The organism is Pseudomonas sp. Irchel s3h17, from assembly GCF_900187505.1.
Lineage (GTDB): Bacteria > Pseudomonadota > Gammaproteobacteria > Pseudomonadales > Pseudomonadaceae > Aquipseudomonas.
In genome coordinates this window covers 245,497-261,587 of the sequence record NZ_FYDL01000006.1, presented here as the reverse complement: position 1 = coordinate 261,587, position 16,091 = coordinate 245,497, and the positions used below count along the sequence as shown (strand labels likewise).

Here is a 16,091-nt window from a genome sequence, read left to right as displayed (position 1 = left end):
GGCCGGACAAGGGCAGGACAGGTGGGTCAGTTCTTGAAGCTGGAGTGCTTGCGTCCTTGGTCAAACAGGGCAAAGACCACGACCAGCACGCCCGCGACCACCAGAATCACGGCTACGCCGTCGGTGGAGTGGGTCGCCGAATTGGCGACCAGCGCCAGGCCGCCCAGCGGTGCCAGGCCACCGGCAATGGCGGTGCCGATCTCGCGGCCGGTGCCAAAGCCCGAGGAGCGGGTCTGGGTCGGGAACTGGCGACTGAGGAAGGAACCCTGGGGTGCGAACATCATGGGTGCGAGGATCCCGGTGCCCACCGCGATCGCCAGGTAGATCATCATCGGCTCGCCGGTGTTGAGCAGGGCCAGGAAAGGATAGGCGAACAGCACCGAGCACAAGCCACCCAGCATCAGCACCTTCTTGCTGCTCCACTTGTCGCAGAGCCAGCCGAAAAGAGGCACGGCGATGATCGCCACCAGGCTGGCAATGGTCACCGACAGCGAGGTGACATGGGCTTCGACGCCCTTGAACTGGGTCAGGTAAGCCAGGGAGAACGTCTTGAAAATGTAGCTCAGGGCGTTGTAGCCGATGGCCACGAAGAGCACGACTACCAGGCCCTTGAGGTCATTCCGGAACAGCAACTTGAGCGGCGAGACCTGCGCCTTGGCCGCGCTTTCGTCGAGTTCCTTGAACTGCGGGGTTTCCGGAATGCTGCGACGTACCCAAAGCCCCACGCCCACCAGCACGATGCTGCAGATGAACGGGATGCGCCAGCCACCGGAAAGCAGGAACTCATTGCCGTTCATGGTCAGCAGGTAGACGGTCAGCGACGACAGCAACAGCCCCAGGTTCAGGCCCAGTGCCGGCCAGGCACCCTGGCTGCCGCGCTTGCCTTCGCTGGCATGTTCATACGAGGTGACAGCGGCCCCGGACAGTTCGGCGCCCGCGCCCAGGCCCTGAATGATCCGCACCAGCACCAGGATGATCGGTGCCCAGATGCCGATCGAGGCATAACTGGGAATCAGGCCGATCAGGGTGGTGCACACCCCCATCATGCAGAACGTGATGACCAGCACCTGTTTGCGCCCGAAGCGGTCGCCGAGGTAGCCGAACAGAATGCCGCCGAAAGGACGGGCAATGAAACCGATGGCGAAGGTGGAGAAGGCCAGCAATGCCGCCACCTTGGGGTTGCCGGGATCGAAGAAGATCTTCGAGAACACGATCGCCGCCATGGTGGCGTACAGATAGAAGTCATACCACTCCAGCATCGAGCCGAAGATGGTGGCGGCCGCCACTTTACGCAGGCGCTTGCGCTTTTGTTCCGGGGTTTCATGGGCGGTCGGGGCCGCTTGATGTACCGACATCGGTGATTTCCTTCTTGGTCTTTGTAGTTATTGTTGAAGCAGGGTTCAGCGGGCGTTGAGAATCTTCTCGGCAATCATCTGGCCGATGGGGATGGCCGAGGTCGCGGCCGGGGAAGGGGCATTGCAGACATGCACCATGCGTGGGGTTTCGGCGAACAGGAAATCGTGCACCAGGGTGCCGTCGCGCATGACCGCCTGAGCCCGGATACCGGCTTCGTAGGGCAGCAAGTCCTCGACTTCCAGCGATGGGCAATACTTGCGGCACTGTTCCAGGTAGCCGCGCTTGAACAGCGAATTCTTCATTTCCGTGGTGCCGGATCCGAGGTTGTTCCAGAGGGTTTTCCAGAACCCCGGGAAGCGGGCGTACTCGGTCACGTCGCGCCAGTTGATCGAGAACTTGCGGTAGTTTTCGCGGCCCAGTCCCAGCACGGCGTTCGGCCCGACCGTGACGCTGCCGTCGATCATCCGCGTCAGGTGTACGCCCAGGAAGGGCAACTCCGGGTCGGGAATCGGGTAGATCAGGTGGTTGACGATGGCGTTCCTGGAGGCGGGCAGGCGGTAATACTCGCCGCGAAACGGAATGATCTGATGATCGATCCTGACCCCGGCCAGCGTCGCCAGGCGATCGGACTGCAAGCCCGCGCAGGCCACCAGTTGCCGGGCCTGCCAGACCTTGTCCTGGCTGCTGATGGTGACCTTGTCGGCGGATTCCCGAATGGCGGTGACGGTGGTCTGCAGGCAGATCTCGCCGCCCGCGGCCTCGATCACCCGCGCCATGGCCTGGCAGACCTCCTTGTAGTCGACGATCCCGGTAGCATCGAGAAACAGCCCGCCGAGGCCGACGATGTTCGGCTCACGGCGCTGCAGTTCGGCAGCATCCAGGCGCTCGACGTTCAGCCCGTTCTGCTGCGAACGCTCGTACAGCGCGTGCATGCGCTCGACTTCCAGCGGGGTGGAGGCCACCAGCAACTTGCCACAGACGTCGAACTTGATCTGGTGTTCGGTGCAGAACGCCTTGGTCGCCTGGGCGCCACGCTTGCACAGTTCGGCCTTGAGGCTGCCCGGGGCGTAGTAGATGCCGGCGTGGATCACGCCACTGTTGTGCCCGGTCTGGTGCCGGGCCAGGCTGGCTTCTTTTTCCAGGATCAGCAACGAAGCGCCAGGCTGACGCTCGAGGAGCGCCATGGCGGTGGCGAGGCCGACGATGCCGCCGCCGATGATGCAATAGTCATAGATCATGCAGGTGTCACCTTGGCTTTCTTGTCAGAGAGTCTGCTTATCAGGTTGTCAGACAAAGTCATTCAAACGAAAGACGCTGCCGCGCAGCGCCCCGGGTACAGCGGGTTCAGGGTGTTTCAGTCGATGCTGGGAAGGTCTATGTTCAAGCGCTTGGCCGCAGCGCGTAGATGCGCCTCGGCACAGGTCGCGGCTTGGGTCCGGTCACCGGCGGCGATCGCTTCGTACAGGGCCTGGTGTTCGCGACTGGCATCAGCGGAGCCGCCAACCGAATGCGCCGCGGAGTTTTCCCAGGCGGTGCGTCGCGCTTCGGCCAATTGCCCGCGCAGAAAATCGTGGAAAGCGACGAAGTAGTCATTCTTGCTGGCGTCGGCGATGGCGCGGTGGAACTCGACATCGGCCAGGGCGGCGGCGGCAAAGTCGCTGCGCTTGTCGTGCATCTCCTGCAAGGCGGTGCGCATGCGCAACAAGTCGGCCTCGTCACGGCGCTGGGCGGCGATGGATGCGGCCTGGGTCTCGGTCCACAGGCGCATTTCGAACATCTGTACCAGATCCGGCGTGCGTCCCTTCTTGCTGGGAAAGCGAAACACCGTGCCATTGGGATTCTGGGAAATGTACGAGCCAAGCCCTCGGCGGCTGATCAGGATGCCATCGGCCTTGAGTTGCGCCACGGCCTCGCGCACCACCGAACGGCTGACGTTCAACTGTTCGGTCAATTGCTGCTCGGTGGGCAACCGCGATTCGGCGGTCAGGCGGCCGGAATCGATTTCTTCGCGGATGGCGTTGACTACCCGTTCAACCAGGGAGTCGGGGCGCTGAAGTTGAAGCATGGCGGGGATGGCTCGCAAGTCAGGTTGTCAGACAATGCCTTGGTGCTGATTTCTTGTCAAGAAATCAGCTGTCGGCTCACAGTTCGCTGATGTAGGTGCCGGTGCCCTTGAGGATGTTGCGCAGGGTTTCTTCGACCTCGGCCAGGTCGGCCTGCGCCGTGCCGTGGAGGATTTCCAGGTGGTCGGCACCGTTGAGCGCATCGACGTCGGCCGCGGCGATTTCGATCAGCAGGCGGGTAGGGCTCAGGGTGACCTTGACGCCGTCGAGCGTGGAGGGCTCGCCATCGAGGGTGATTTCCAGTTCGTCCTCGTCCGGGTAGCGGGTCATCAGGAACATGTCGCCCTGATTGCTGTGGCAGCACAGCATGGCCAGGTTGTCTTCTTCGTCATCGCATGGGTTGGCGATCAGGTGGGCGGTGGTCAGTTGCATGTGAGCAGTCCTGGCGCGGTGCGCGGTGTGGGCAGGCAAAGGACGATTTTGCCAGCACCGGTGTTTTTTTGCAGGGTTGTGTTGCGTGGGCACCCGGTATTGCGCTGGTGTGCCCCTTGAATCGGGTGTTGTCCGGATATCAGCTTTGTTAATTGAGTAGGATGTTTCCTTAAGTGAAAGTGTGAATCTTTCGATGAACTTTCCTAAGGTGTTGTAGGGCGCTTATTGGGCGTAGGAATAATAAGAATAAATCGGCTTGTTTATTGTTTTTTCCTCTGTTTGTAACTTATGTTGTCGTTCCGAATGCAACGGAATGCAACGAACGATGAGTGAAGAGGGAGTCAGGTTGATGAACGAATATTTTGAGCCGCTGGGTGAAGTAAAACATCTGTCCGAGCAGGAAATCGAGGTCCTTTACCAGCGTTATCTGGCGGGTGAAAAAACCAGTGACCTGATGACCGAATATAAAATACCGGTGGCGGTGCGAAGTTTGCTGAAAGTGTTGCCGCCGTTGCTCAGCAAAGAACTCAAGTGTCCTTACTGTGACCTGCCGATGTGGGTCAAAAGGCATGCGCGGGGAACACCTGAGTCCCTGCGCTCCCCTTTCCAGTGTGTGCGTTGTGAACATCGGATTTACCCGCAGGGGCCATACGGCCGACACATGGCCTGTAATTGCACGACCTGCTACAAGGTCAGGCAGCAGGCACTGGCGGCCCAGGTACAGCGCGACCGTGATGAACTCATGGGCCAGTACGGCGCGCGCAGTGAGCCGGTGGCTTACGCCAGCCTGGGTTTCGTCCAGAAGCTGACACTGCTGGCGGTACTTGAAGGGGGCAAGCCCGGCGCTGACAGTATTGCGCCGCTGGATGCCTTTACGCGCAGTGAGTCCTTGGCGCCCAGCGAAGCAATCAGTGAAGACTTGCTGAAAAAGTTTCACGAAACCGGGGTGTTGCGGGTCGATCCTGAGTCGGACATCCACGCCTTCGAGCGCGCGGCAGGCTGCAGGATCCGCAACTACCTGGCGGTGCGCTGGCAACCCAATGTTGCGCTTGAAGCCGGTCAGTGCAGTACGCGTGATGCACTGTATCGAGCGCTTTACAAGGACCTGTCGGGAAGTGTCCAACTCGCCTGGAAGAGTGAGTTGTACAGCTTGATGTTTAACCTGGCCCGAGAGGAATCCCTGGCCTACATCCGAGTGCAGGCCAGTGAAGTGAACTTTGTGTTTGGCGCTGAAAACCGAGCCGAATCAGTCGTCGGTCAGCTGCTGCAAGACTTCTCGGTCAGCCAGATTTATTACTTTGCCCGGGTCGCGGTAAAAAATGCGGCGCATTTCTATGCCACCGGCAACTCCAAGGGGCGAAACCACGCGTCCAACACTATCCCCGGCAATATGCTGAGCACCGCCCAGAATGCACTGGCCGACAATTGGCGAAAGTCGGCCTATCGAGACCCACGCGTCCCGCAGTCGGCGTTGCATCGACTGCTGTACGACGTCGTGCTCAAGGATAACGGGGCCGGCTTCTCGAAATCCCCCGGCGTGTACTGGCGTGAAGAACTGGTGCCGCGGTTTTTTTCAGCCCCGGCGTTCGGTGTGGGCACGTCCCCGTCGGTGGAGGTGTTCTGCCGCGAGTGCGACTCCAGCAACATCGATATCAGGATGGACAAGGTTTCCCTGGAGACGGTGTGCTACGACTGCGGGACGGTGAGTCAATTCCAGGCGATTCACGAGGTGATTGATTGACGCGACATCTCATGGGGATGGGATCGGCGTGGTCAGGCTGGCTCACCTGCTGTTTGCTGGGCTGGGTGTCACAGCATGTACCGCGAACATTGTCGGGGCTATCGATCGTTTTTGGTACGAAAGTACCGCTAAACAGGCTGTGAAACCGCCATTTTCCCCTGCGACTGCTAGTGTTATTCGAGGTGCGACCCCTGAGCTGCGTGCCGATGACCGAATATGTCGCAGCATCGCAAGCACGGGCCTTGCCGCACTCGTTAAGCTGCGCAACGGATGGACACCTGTAAAGGCATTGCCTGTTTAGCCGGCAGTCGTTTTTGCAGATGCCCATCCTTGGAAGGTGAATGTGACCTGAGTGTCTCGTCCAGCTTCACCCACCTGTCGTCCTGTTTCCTCTGCCCGAGAATCAGGAACAGGGTGACGGGTTGCCCCGCAAGGGGTTTTGCACGCGACGCTTCCATCAATAACAAGCCCAAGCGGAGTACCACAGATGGCGTTCTTCACCGCAGCCAGCAAAGCCGACTTCCAGCACCAACTGCAAGCGGCACTGGCGCAGCACATCAGTGAACAGGCACTGCCACAAGTGGCGCTGTTCGCTGAACAATTCTTCGGCATTATTTCTCTTGATGAACTGACGCAGCGCCGGTTGTCCGACCTCGCCGGCTGCACGCTTTCCGCCTGGCGCCTGCTTGAGCGCTTTGACCATGCGCAACCGCAAGTGCGCGTCTACAACCCCGATTACGAGCGCCACGGCTGGCAGTCGACCCACACCGCGGTCGAAGTGCTGCACCACGACTTGCCATTCCTCGTGGACTCGGTCCGTACCGAGTTGAACCGTCGCGGCTACAGCATCCACACCCTGCAGACCACTGTGCTGAGCGTGCGTCGTGGCGCCAAGGGCGAATTGCTGGAAATCCTGCCCAAAGGCACCCAGGGCGAGGGCATTCTTCAAGAATCGCTGATGTACCTGGAAATCGACCGCTGCGCCAACGTGGCCGAACTCAATGTGTTGAGCCGCGAACTGGAACAGGTTCTCGGTGAAGTCCGCGTTGCGGTCGCCGATTTCGAACCGATGAAAGCCAAGGTCCAGGAAATCCTCACCGGCCTGGACAACAGCCAGTTCGCGGTCGATGCCGAACAGAAAGGCGAGATCAAGGGCTTCCTGGAGTGGCTGGTGGGCAACCACTTCACCTTCCTCGGCTATGAAGAATTCGTGGTTCGTGATGAAGCCGATGGCGGCCATATCGTCTATGACCAGGACTCGTTCCTGGGCCTGACCAAGCTGTTGCGTACCGGCCTGACTCATGACGACCGTCGTATCGAAGAGTACGCCGTGAACTACCTGCGCGAACCGACCCTGTTGTCGTTCGCCAAGGCCGCGCACCCAAGCCGTGTCCACCGTCCGGCTTACCCTGACTACGTGTCGATCCGTGAAATCGATGCCGACGGCAACGTCATCAAGGAATGCCGTTTCATGGGCCTGTACACCTCCTCGGTGTACGGCGAGAGCGTGCGGGTCATCCCGTACATCCGTCGCAAGGTCGAGGAAATCGAACAGCGTTCCGGCTTCCAGGCCAAGGCTCACCTGGGCAAGGAACTGGCGCAGGTGCTGGAAGTCCTGCCCCGTGACGACCTGTTCCAGACCCCGGTGGACGAGCTGTTCAGCACCGTGATGTCGATCGTGCAGATCCAGGAGCGCAACAAGATTCGCGTGTTCCTGCGCAAGGACCCGTACGGCCGCTTCTGCTACTGCCTGGCCTATGTGCCGCGTGACATCTACTCCACCGAAGTGCGCCAGAAGATCCAGCAAGTGCTGATGGATCGCCTGAAAGCCACCGATTGCGAGTTCTGGACCTTCTTCTCCGAGTCGGTGCTGGCCCGTGTGCAACTGATTCTGCGGGTCGACCCGAAGAACCGCCTGGACATCGACCCGCTGCTGCTGGAAAAAGAAGTGGTGCAAGCCTGCCGCAGCTGGCAGGACGACTATGCTGCCTTGACCGTCGAAAGCTTCGGCGAGGCGCATGGCACCAACGTGCTGGCCGACTTCCCGAAAGGCTTCCCGGCCGGTTACCGCGAGCGCTTCGCGGCGCACTCGGCCGTGGTCGACATGCAGCATCTGTTGAGCCTCTCCGAGACCAACCCGCTGGTCATGAGCTTCTACCAGCCACTGGCCCAGAGCACCGGCCAGCAACTGCTGCACTGCAAGCTGTATCACGCCGATACCCCGCTGGCGCTGTCCGACGTGCTGCCGATCCTGGAAAACCTCGGCCTGCGCGTGCTGGGTGAGTTCCCGTATCGCCTGCGTCACAACAGCGGCCGCGAGTTCTGGATCCACGACTTCGCGTTCACCGCCGCCGAAGGCCTGAACCTGGACATCCAGCAGCTCAACGACACGCTGCAGGACGCCTTTGTCCACATCGTTCGCGGCGACGCCGAAAACGATGCGTTCAACCGCCTGGTGCTGACGGCCGGCCTGCCATGGCGCGACGTGGCACTGCTGCGTGCCTACGCCCGTTACCTGAAGCAGATTCGCCTGGGCTTCGACCTGGGTTACATCGCCAGCACCCTGAACAACCACACCGACATCGCTCGCGAGTTGACCCGGTTGTTCAAGACCCGCTTCTACCTGGCCCGCAAGCTGACCAGCGACGACCTGGACGACAAGCAACAGCGCCTGGAACACGCGATCCTGACCGCCCTGGACGACGTTCAGGTGCTCAACGAAGACCGCATCCTGCGTCGCTACCTGGACCTGATCAAGGCCACCCTGCGGACCAACTTCTACCAGACCGACGCCAACGGCCAGAACAAGTCCTACTTCAGCTTCAAGTTCAACCCGCACGCGATTCCAGAGCTGCCAAAGCCGGTGCCGAAGTTCGAAATCTTCGTGTACTCGCCGCGTGTTGAAGGCGTGCACCTGCGCTTCGGCAACGTGGCCCGTGGTGGCCTGCGCTGGTCCGACCGTGAAGAAGACTTCCGTACCGAAGTCCTGGGCCTGGTAAAAGCCCAGCAAGTGAAGAACTCGGTCATCGTGCCGGTGGGCGCCAAGGGCGGCTTCCTGCCCCGTCGCCTGCCGCTGGGCGGCAGCCGTGACGAGATCGCGGCCGAGGGCATCGCCTGCTACCGCATCTTCATTTCGGGCTTGCTGGACATCACCGACAACCTGAAGGACGGCGCCCTGGTGCCGCCGGTCAACGTCGTGCGCCATGACGACGATGACCCGTACCTGGTCGTCGCCGCGGACAAGGGCACTGCAACCTTCTCCGACATCGCCAACGGCATCGCCATCGACTACGGCTTCTGGCTGGGTGACGCGTTCGCCTCGGGCGGTTCGGCCGGTTACGACCACAAGAAAATGGGCATCACCGCCAAGGGCGCGTGGGTCGGCGTGCAACGTCACTTCCGCGAGCGCGGCATCAACGTCCAGGAAGACAGCATTACCGTGGTCGGCGTCGGCGACATGGCCGGTGACGTGTTCGGTAACGGCTTGTTGATGTCCGACACGCTGCAACTGGTCGCTGCCTTCAACCACCTGCACATCTTCATCGACCCGAACCCTACGCCAGCCAACAGCTTCGCCGAGCGTCAGCGCCTGTTCGACCTGCCGCGTTCGGCCTGGTCGGACTACGACACCAGCATCATGTCCGAAGGCGGCGGGATCTTCTCCCGTAGCGCGAAGAGCATTGCCATCTCCGCGCAGATGAAAGAGCGCTTCGACATCCAGGCCGACAAGCTGACCCCGACCGAACTGCTGAACGCCTTGCTCAAGGCGCCGGTAGACCTGTTGTGGAACGGCGGCATCGGGACGTACGTCAAGGCCAGCAGCGAAAGCCACGCCGATGTCGGCGACAAGGCCAACGATGCACTGCGCGTCAACGGTAATGAACTGCGCTGCAAGGTCGTGGGCGAGGGCGGTAACCTGGGCATGACCCAACTGGGCCGTGTCGAGTTCGGCCTCAATGGCGGCGGCTCCAACACCGACTTCATCGACAACGCCGGTGGCGTGGACTGCTCCGACCACGAAGTGAACATCAAGATCCTGCTGAACGAAGTGGTTCAGGCCGGTGACATGACCGAGAAGCAACGTAACCAGTTGCTCGGCAGCATGACCGACGAAGTCGGCGGCCTGGTGCTCGGCAACAACTACAAGCAGACCCAGGCCCTGTCCCTGGCGGCCCGCCGTGCCTTTGTGCGGATTGCCGAGTACAAGCGCCTGATGAACGACCTGGAAGGCCGTGGCAAGCTGGATCGTGCCATCGAGTTCCTGCCGTCGGAAGAGGCGATCACCGAGCGCGTCGCGGCTGGCCATGGCCTGACCCGTGCCGAGCTGTCGGTGCTGATCTCCTACAGCAAGATCGACCTCAAGGAGCAGTTGCTGGGCTCCCTGGTGCCGGACGACGACTACCTGACGCGCGACATGGAAACCGCTTTCCCACCGATGCTGGTGAACAAGTTCTCCGAAGCCATGCGTCGTCACCGCCTCAAGCGCGAGATCGTCAGCACCCAGATCGCCAACGATCTGGTCAACCACATGGGCATCACCTTCGTCCAGCGTCTCAAAGAGTCCACCGGCATGAGCCCGGCGAACGTGGCGGGTGCGTACGTGATCGTGCGTGACATCTTCCACCTCCCGCACTGGTTCCGGCAGATCGAGGCCCTGGATTACCAGGTCTCGGCGGATGTCCAGCTGGAGCTGATGGATGAACTGATGCGCCTGGGCCGTCGTGCCACGCGCTGGTTCCTGCGCAGCCGTCGTAACGAGCAGAATGCTGCCCGTGACGTCGCCCACTTCGGTCCGCACCTGGCCGCGCTGGGTCTCAAGCTCGACGAACTGCTGGAAGGCCCGACCCGTGAAGGCTGGCAGACCCGCTATCAGGCTTACGTCGCTGCTGGCGTGCCTGAGTTGCTGGCACGCATGGTTGCAGGTACCACGCACCTGTACACTCTGCTGCCCATCATCGAGGCGGCCGACGTGACCGGCCAGAACCCAGCGGACGTGGCCAAGGCCTACTTCGCCGTAGGCAGCGCGCTGGACCTGACCTGGTACCTGCAACAGATCAGTGCCTTGTCGGTGGAAAACAACTGGCAAGCCCTGGCCCGCGAAGCGTTCCGTGACGACATCGACTGGCAGCAGCGTGCGATCACCATTTCGGTCCTGCAAATGGGCGAAGGTGAACAGGACGTGGAAACCCGTCTGGCGCTGTGGATGGAGCAGAACCAGGCCATGGTCGAGCGCTGGCGCGCCATGCTGGTGGACATCCGTGCCGCCAGCGGCACTGACTACGCCATGTACGCGGTGGCCAACCGCGAACTGCTGGACCTGGCGTTGAGCGGTCAAGCGGTGGTGCCTGCCGCTGTCGCCGCCGAGCTGGAACCGGCTGCCTGATCAGGCGTTGAATGAAAAAGCCCCGCATCGAAAGATGGCGGGGCTTTTTTTGTTCAAAGCGATAACGATTGGTTTGAATATTAGTTGATACATCAAGGATAAGGTGTCGAGAGTCTGGGTGAGACTGTATGCCTCTCGAGGATGTTTAACTGGAATTTTACAATGTCTCCTGCACGGTCAGTAAAAGTAGAGTAGCGGTGGGTGTAGTTGTCCGTACCTCCATTTATTTGTTTCCTGATTATTCCCGCATGGCGAGCTTTCAAGTAAACAGTCGATGTGTCAGAGCTAAAATCATCGAGGGTGATGATGTTGTGATCAGCATCCAGCAAGTTGAATGACGCGGTGTTCCCTCCGGCGGGCGGAAGAGCAAGCAGACAACCCTCGTCGTTTCTACTGATATATTGTTGATAATAGGGGGCGCTGAGTATTTTCATATTGTAATAGTCGTCATAGCACTCGAAATGTACGACCACGGTGTTTTTGGTTCGGATGGTATAACCAACGCGAACCATTTTGTTAGTGGATGGATCAAGAACTAATACGGGCGGACGATAGTCGCTTTGAGCTGTAAGAATTTGTTCCAGCATTGGTTCTCTATTGAAAAGCTTGTGTGGCTTGAATTCCTGAAGAAAAGTAATGGCGCTGCCGCCGCAAGTAAGTCGTGCGATAAATGAGCGTTCTTCATCTGTGTTCATAAATAGTCCTTTATTTAAAGTGTTGTACTCCCTGTGTGGGTGCCCAGAATAAAGCCAGTTAGTTGGGCGGCGCTGTAGTTAATCGTTTATTTATGATTCCTTGTGTTGCCTCGTATTCGTTGTGGGCACGCTGTTCCCTGTGGGGCATGCAGGCTGATTCAGCGATCAGTTCTGCAATGGGATCAGTATTTTCTCGTCAGGCGAGAGGACCATGAACACCAACAACCTGGCCGGCTGGGTGCTGCTGGCGTTTTTTGACACCAGGTGCTCTGAACCTGCCTGTTCGTACCAGTACTCACCGGTCTTGTAGGTGATCGCCTTGCCACCCTTGACCTGGGAAACAATCTCCCCCGCGACCACGTAGGCCATGGCGGTGCCCTCATGTTTGTGGGCGATGGACGACTGGCCGGGCAGGTAGTCGACTTCGATCATCAGGGCCTTCTTGCCGGGCACGTTTTGCAGCATCTCGTCCTGCAGTACCGTGACTTTTTCTGACGGTGCGCCGGCTTCGTGGGCCAATACCATGGTGGATGCCAGCAGGCTCAGGACGGTCAGGGTGCTTGCGAGTAACGGTAGCGGTCTCATGCTCATCACCTATGGGTGTGTTGATCAAGTGGGCGAATCAGGCTTCACGTTAAGCCTGTCTCCGGGATCAACAAACAGCCAATAGTCGCGAAGGCGAGCAGACCAATGAGCGCTGGGCAAGTGTCCTGGGCACGCTCGTTTGTCGTTCAGACAATCGGAAAGCTGTTGAAGTCGATGCTGCTGGCCAGTCGACTGTCGAGCAGGTTGATGAAGCCTTGTACTTCGGGGCAGTTGAAGTGGGTTTGCATGGCGGTTTCCGATTGCCAGTGGGCACTGACAGTCCACCGGTCGTCATCTTCCGGGCAGCGATCGACCATGTAGGTGTCGCAACCGGGGAGTTGGCGCAAGGTGTCGACGATCTGCTGCAAGTGCCGGCCCAGTTCATCGGAGCAGCCAGGGGCGGCCTGTACCTGGACCGTATTGATCATTTGCTCGGGCATCGCACAGGCTCCCTTCTCAAGCTGCACAGGCCGTGTTCAGGATGGGGTGATGTTCGTGCAGGATAGGCCCGTATACAGCAGCGGCCAACGACCAATTGGCAGTAAAAGCCCCACGCCAATAGACCTCAGGCGACTTGCTGCAAAAGGTCGCGCAGGCGGTCAAGGGCGGTATCGATGTCCAGGGTGTCGATCGCGCCAAATCCCATGAACAGCCCGGCGCGAGGGGCTTGCTGATAATAGAATTCGCCCAGGCCATAGAGCCCGACCCCGACGTCTTTCGCCTGCTCGATGAGTCGCGACACCTCCACCTCGACTTTGCACAGCAGCACCATGTGAAACCCGGCGGTGCTCGGCACGGCCTCAAGCCAGGGCGAAAGGTCGTCGGCGACCCGCGCCAGGATTCGCTCGCGACGCCCAGCGTAGACCGTGTGGCAGCGGCGAATGTGCTTGAGCAGGCAGCCTTCGTCGATGAATTTGGCCAACGCCCATTGCGGCAGGGTCGAGGTGTGCAGGTCGGTCAACTGCTTGGCGCGGATCACCGCCTCGAGGATGGCTGGCGGCAGGATCGCATAACCCAGGCGCAACTCGGGCAGCAGGGTTTTGGAGAAGGTCCCGACATAGGCGACGAGCCCGTGTTGATCCAGGCTCTGCAGGGAGTCGGTGGGCCGGCCCTCGTAGCGGAACTCGCTGTCGTAGTCATCCTCGATGATGATCGCGCCCAACGCGTGGGCCCTGGCCAGCAAGGCCTCACGCCGAGCCTGGCTCATGGGCATGCCCAGGGGGAACTGGTGCGAGGGTGTGACGTAGATCAGCCGGGTGCCTTCGGGAATCGACGCCACCTGAATACCTTCGCCATCGACCGGCACGCCGACCACCTCGGCACCGTGGGAGGCGAACAGCAAGCGGGCCGGCGGATAGCCAGGGTCTTCCATGGCCACCAGGCTGCCGGGCTGGATCAGTACCCGGGCAATCAGGTCCAGTGCTTGCTGCGCACCGTTGCACACCACCACGTCCTGGCTTTGGCAAATCACCCCGCGAGAAAACGCGATATGCCGGGCGATGGCACTGCGCAGGACCGGGAGACCTTCGGCCTGACTGTAAAAGCCCATGGCGCTGGCGATCTGGCGCAGTGCGTGGGCGGTGCAACGGCGCCAGTCGTCCCGGGGGAACAGGCCCTTGCTGGTGGCGCCGCCAATGAAGTCATAAGGCAACGAAGCGTCCGGGGCGGGGTGACGCAGGAACGTCGGCAGGTTGCGCCAGCGCTCGATGATTTCGTGGCTGGCCAGTTCCGAGTGGCTTTGCTTGCGCGCCAGGTGCGAGGTCCGGGTGTTGACGTAGGTGCCTTTGCCGACGATCCCCGTCAGGTAGTTTTCGTAGGTCAATTGCGTATAGGTGTCGGAGATGGTCTTGCGCGAGATCCCCAGTTGCTCGGCCAGCAAGCGGCTGGGTGGCAGTTGCGTACCGGCGGCCAGGCGGCCCGATTCGATGGCGCTGCGCAGTTGCTGGTACAGCTGGCCTGCGAGGTCCTTGCGGCCATTGATCACAACGTGAAGTTCCATACCCGCGAGGCTCCTGCGGTGGTGAGGGTGAGGCGGCTGACGACAGGTTACTCGCAGAGGCGGGGGGCTGCACCTGATCAACGTCCACGTGCCAGGACCGGTAGCGCAATACCCGGGAGCAGGCCACGCTCGCCAGGGCAGGCATTTTGCGATTACTCTCGAAGGTCAGGCTGCATGTGACCACTGGATCACAGCGGGCAACGGATACCGCGCAGCACCTCTTTCAAGGAAGAACCCGCTATGTCGACCTGCGATCCCGTCATTACCCTCGAGCGTTTCAGCGAAGCCCACATCGAAGGCATTACTGCGCTGTACAACGACCCCGCGGTTGCTCGCCAGGTGTTGCAAACGCCTTACCAATCCACCGAGGTCTGGCGCGAACGCCTGGCGTCCAGGAACGAGCGGGTGGTGCAACTGGTGGCGCTGCATCAGGGGCAGGTGATCGGCAACATCGGCCTGGAGCAGTTCTCGCGCATTCGGCGCAGTCATTGCGCCAACATCGGCATGGGAGTCGCGGTGGCGTGGCAGGGCAAAGGCTTGGGTACTCGGTTGTTGGCCACGGTGCTGGACCTCGCGGACAACTGGATGAACGTGCAACGGGTGGAGTTGTCGGTGTATGCGGACAACGATGCGGCGATCGGCCTGTATCGCAAGTTCGGCTTCGAGACCGAGGGCCTGTTCCGCCAGTATGCGGTGCGTGACGGTCAGCTGGTAGACGCCCTGGGCATGGCACGTTTGCGCCCTTCGCCCAAGGCATCCTGACTCAGTCGTCCAAGGCAAAGGCCACGGCGGGCATGGGCGTGCAGTTCGGTAGTGTCGAGCAGGTATTAGTCGTACATCGCCCGCGAGCATCTGTCATGCTCAGTGTTCGTAACACGGTTTTGTCCGAGGAACAGCGCAATGGACGATGTACAGCAACTGGGTGAAATGCTTCGCCACTACGCAGAAAGCGAAGCGCACAAGAAACAGGTGTTTGAAAGCCAGTCGGCGGTGTGGGCCATGCGGATCGGCGAATTGTTCGACCAGATCGAACAATGGCTGGCACCGGTCAGGACGCCGAATTTGCTTGAGGTGAGCCGGGAGGTCTATGTCGCGTTCGGGGCCAGTGTGCCGGTGGAAACCTCGGCCTTCAAGTCCGAGAAACTGAGCATTCTGATCGCCGGCAAACCGGTGGAGTTCGTGCCCGAGGTGATGGGTGCCGGCGGGTTGATCACACTGGCGGTGGTGGGCCTGACCGCCGCGCGTTATGGCAGTGTGTCACTGGTGTGCCTGCCGCCATCGACCGAGTGGCAGTGGCGCAAGACCAACGGTTTGAAAGACCCGGACACCTTTGCCTTTGATGCCAATTTCCTGGCCCAGCAGTTGCAGAGCCTGATTCCGCGTGAACGGGGTTGAGGGGGTTGATGCCGGGCCTGTCTTTGTAATGAGCGCATGACCCTGTGGGAGCGAGCCTGCTTGCGAAAGACGATTGCGGGCTTTCAGGTAAAACGCGGTGACCGATTTTTGGGCTGTTGCACAGCCCAGCGCGAGCAAGCTCGCTCGCCACGGGACCTGCGTACGACGCCACTGTCCTTGACTGAACGCGGCCTCTGTGGCGAGGGAGCTTGCTCCCGCTGGGTGCGAAGCGCCCCCAACCAGACGACTGCAGGCTTTCAGATAAAACCCGGTGAGCGATTTTGGGGCTGCTGCACAGCCCAGCGCGAGCAAGCTCGCTCGCCACGGGACCTGCGTACGACACCACTTTCCTAGGCTGAACGCTGCCTCTGTGGCGAGGGAGCTTGCTCCCGCTGGGTGCGAAGCGCCCCAACCAGACGATTGCGGGCTTTCAGGTAAAACG

Annotated in this window: 12 protein-coding genes; 4 read left to right on the top strand and 8 right to left on the bottom strand. The window is 60.5% G+C overall.

Annotated features, from left to right (window positions below):
- Positions 1 to 26 precede the first annotated feature (26 nt).
- The 4 genes from CKW25_RS10805 to CKW25_RS10790 all read right to left on the bottom strand — a co-directional run bounded on the left by CKW25_RS10805 (position 27) and on the right by CKW25_RS10790 (position 3,851).
- Entirely contained in the window at positions 27 to 1,355 is a 1,329-nt protein-coding gene (locus CKW25_RS10805; RefSeq protein ID WP_095079165.1) for an MFS transporter, read from the bottom strand.
- Positions 1,356 to 1,400: 45 nt separating this feature from the next.
- Positions 1,401 to 2,594, bottom strand: a complete 1,194-nt coding sequence (gene lhgO, locus CKW25_RS10800) for an L-2-hydroxyglutarate oxidase (protein ID WP_095079164.1) — start codon at positions 2,592 to 2,594, stop codon at positions 1,401 to 1,403.
- Positions 2,595 to 2,710: 116 nt separating this feature from the next.
- Positions 2,711 to 3,421, bottom strand: a complete 711-nt coding sequence (locus tag CKW25_RS10795; protein WP_095079163.1) for a FadR/GntR family transcriptional regulator — start codon at positions 3,419 to 3,421, stop codon at positions 2,711 to 2,713.
- A 76-nt stretch (positions 3,422 to 3,497) separates the two neighbouring features.
- Complete coding sequence (locus tag CKW25_RS10790; RefSeq protein ID WP_095079162.1) at positions 3,498 to 3,851, bottom strand: hypothetical protein; 354 nt, start codon at positions 3,849 to 3,851, stop codon at positions 3,498 to 3,500.
- Between the two features lie 256 nt (positions 3,852 to 4,107).
- Between CKW25_RS10790 and CKW25_RS10785 the strand changes: the two genes are divergently transcribed.
- Positions 4,108 to 5,592 carry a hypothetical protein gene (locus CKW25_RS10785; protein WP_256577956.1) on the top strand — a complete coding sequence of 495 codons (1,485 nt, stop codon included), beginning with the start codon at positions 4,108 to 4,110 and terminating at the stop codon, positions 5,590 to 5,592.
- 487 nt (positions 5,593 to 6,079) lie between these two features.
- The gene (locus tag CKW25_RS10775) at positions 6,080 to 10,975 is read left to right on the top strand and encodes an NAD-glutamate dehydrogenase (RefSeq protein ID WP_095079159.1); all 4,896 of its coding nucleotides are present in this window, start codon (positions 6,080 to 6,082) and stop codon (positions 10,973 to 10,975) included.
- A 92-nt stretch (positions 10,976 to 11,067) separates the two neighbouring features.
- On the opposite strand, the gene CKW25_RS10770 is transcribed toward CKW25_RS10775, so the two are convergent.
- The 4 genes from CKW25_RS10770 to CKW25_RS10755 form a co-directional block, all read right to left on the bottom strand.
- Positions 11,068 to 11,670 (bottom strand): hypothetical protein, encoded by a 603-nt coding sequence (locus tag CKW25_RS10770; RefSeq protein WP_095079158.1) that lies wholly within the window; start codon positions 11,668 to 11,670, stop codon positions 11,068 to 11,070.
- Positions 11,671 to 11,835: 165 nt separating this feature from the next.
- Entirely contained in the window at positions 11,836 to 12,195 is a 360-nt protein-coding gene (locus tag CKW25_RS10765; RefSeq protein ID WP_256577959.1) for a cupin domain-containing protein, read from the bottom strand.
- A 206-nt stretch (positions 12,196 to 12,401) separates the two neighbouring features.
- Entirely contained in the window at positions 12,402 to 12,695 is a 294-nt protein-coding gene (locus CKW25_RS10760) for a putative quinol monooxygenase (RefSeq protein ID WP_095079156.1), read from the bottom strand.
- 125 nt (positions 12,696 to 12,820) lie between these two features.
- The gene (locus CKW25_RS10755) at positions 12,821 to 14,254 is read right to left on the bottom strand and encodes a PLP-dependent aminotransferase family protein (RefSeq protein WP_095079155.1); all 1,434 of its coding nucleotides are present in this window, start codon (positions 14,252 to 14,254) and stop codon (positions 12,821 to 12,823) included.
- A 240-nt stretch (positions 14,255 to 14,494) separates the two neighbouring features.
- Between CKW25_RS10755 and CKW25_RS10750 the strand changes: the two genes are divergently transcribed.
- Together CKW25_RS10750 and CKW25_RS10745 are read left to right on the top strand one after the other, a co-directional pair.
- Positions 14,495 to 15,016: a GNAT family N-acetyltransferase gene (locus tag CKW25_RS10750; protein ID WP_095079154.1), complete on the top strand. Its 522-nt coding sequence runs from the start codon at positions 14,495 to 14,497 to the stop codon at positions 15,014 to 15,016.
- A 138-nt stretch (positions 15,017 to 15,154) separates the two neighbouring features.
- The gene (locus tag CKW25_RS10745; protein ID WP_095079153.1) at positions 15,155 to 15,649 is read left to right on the top strand and encodes a hypothetical protein; all 495 of its coding nucleotides are present in this window, start codon (positions 15,155 to 15,157) and stop codon (positions 15,647 to 15,649) included.
- Positions 15,650 to 16,091 lie beyond the last annotated feature (442 nt).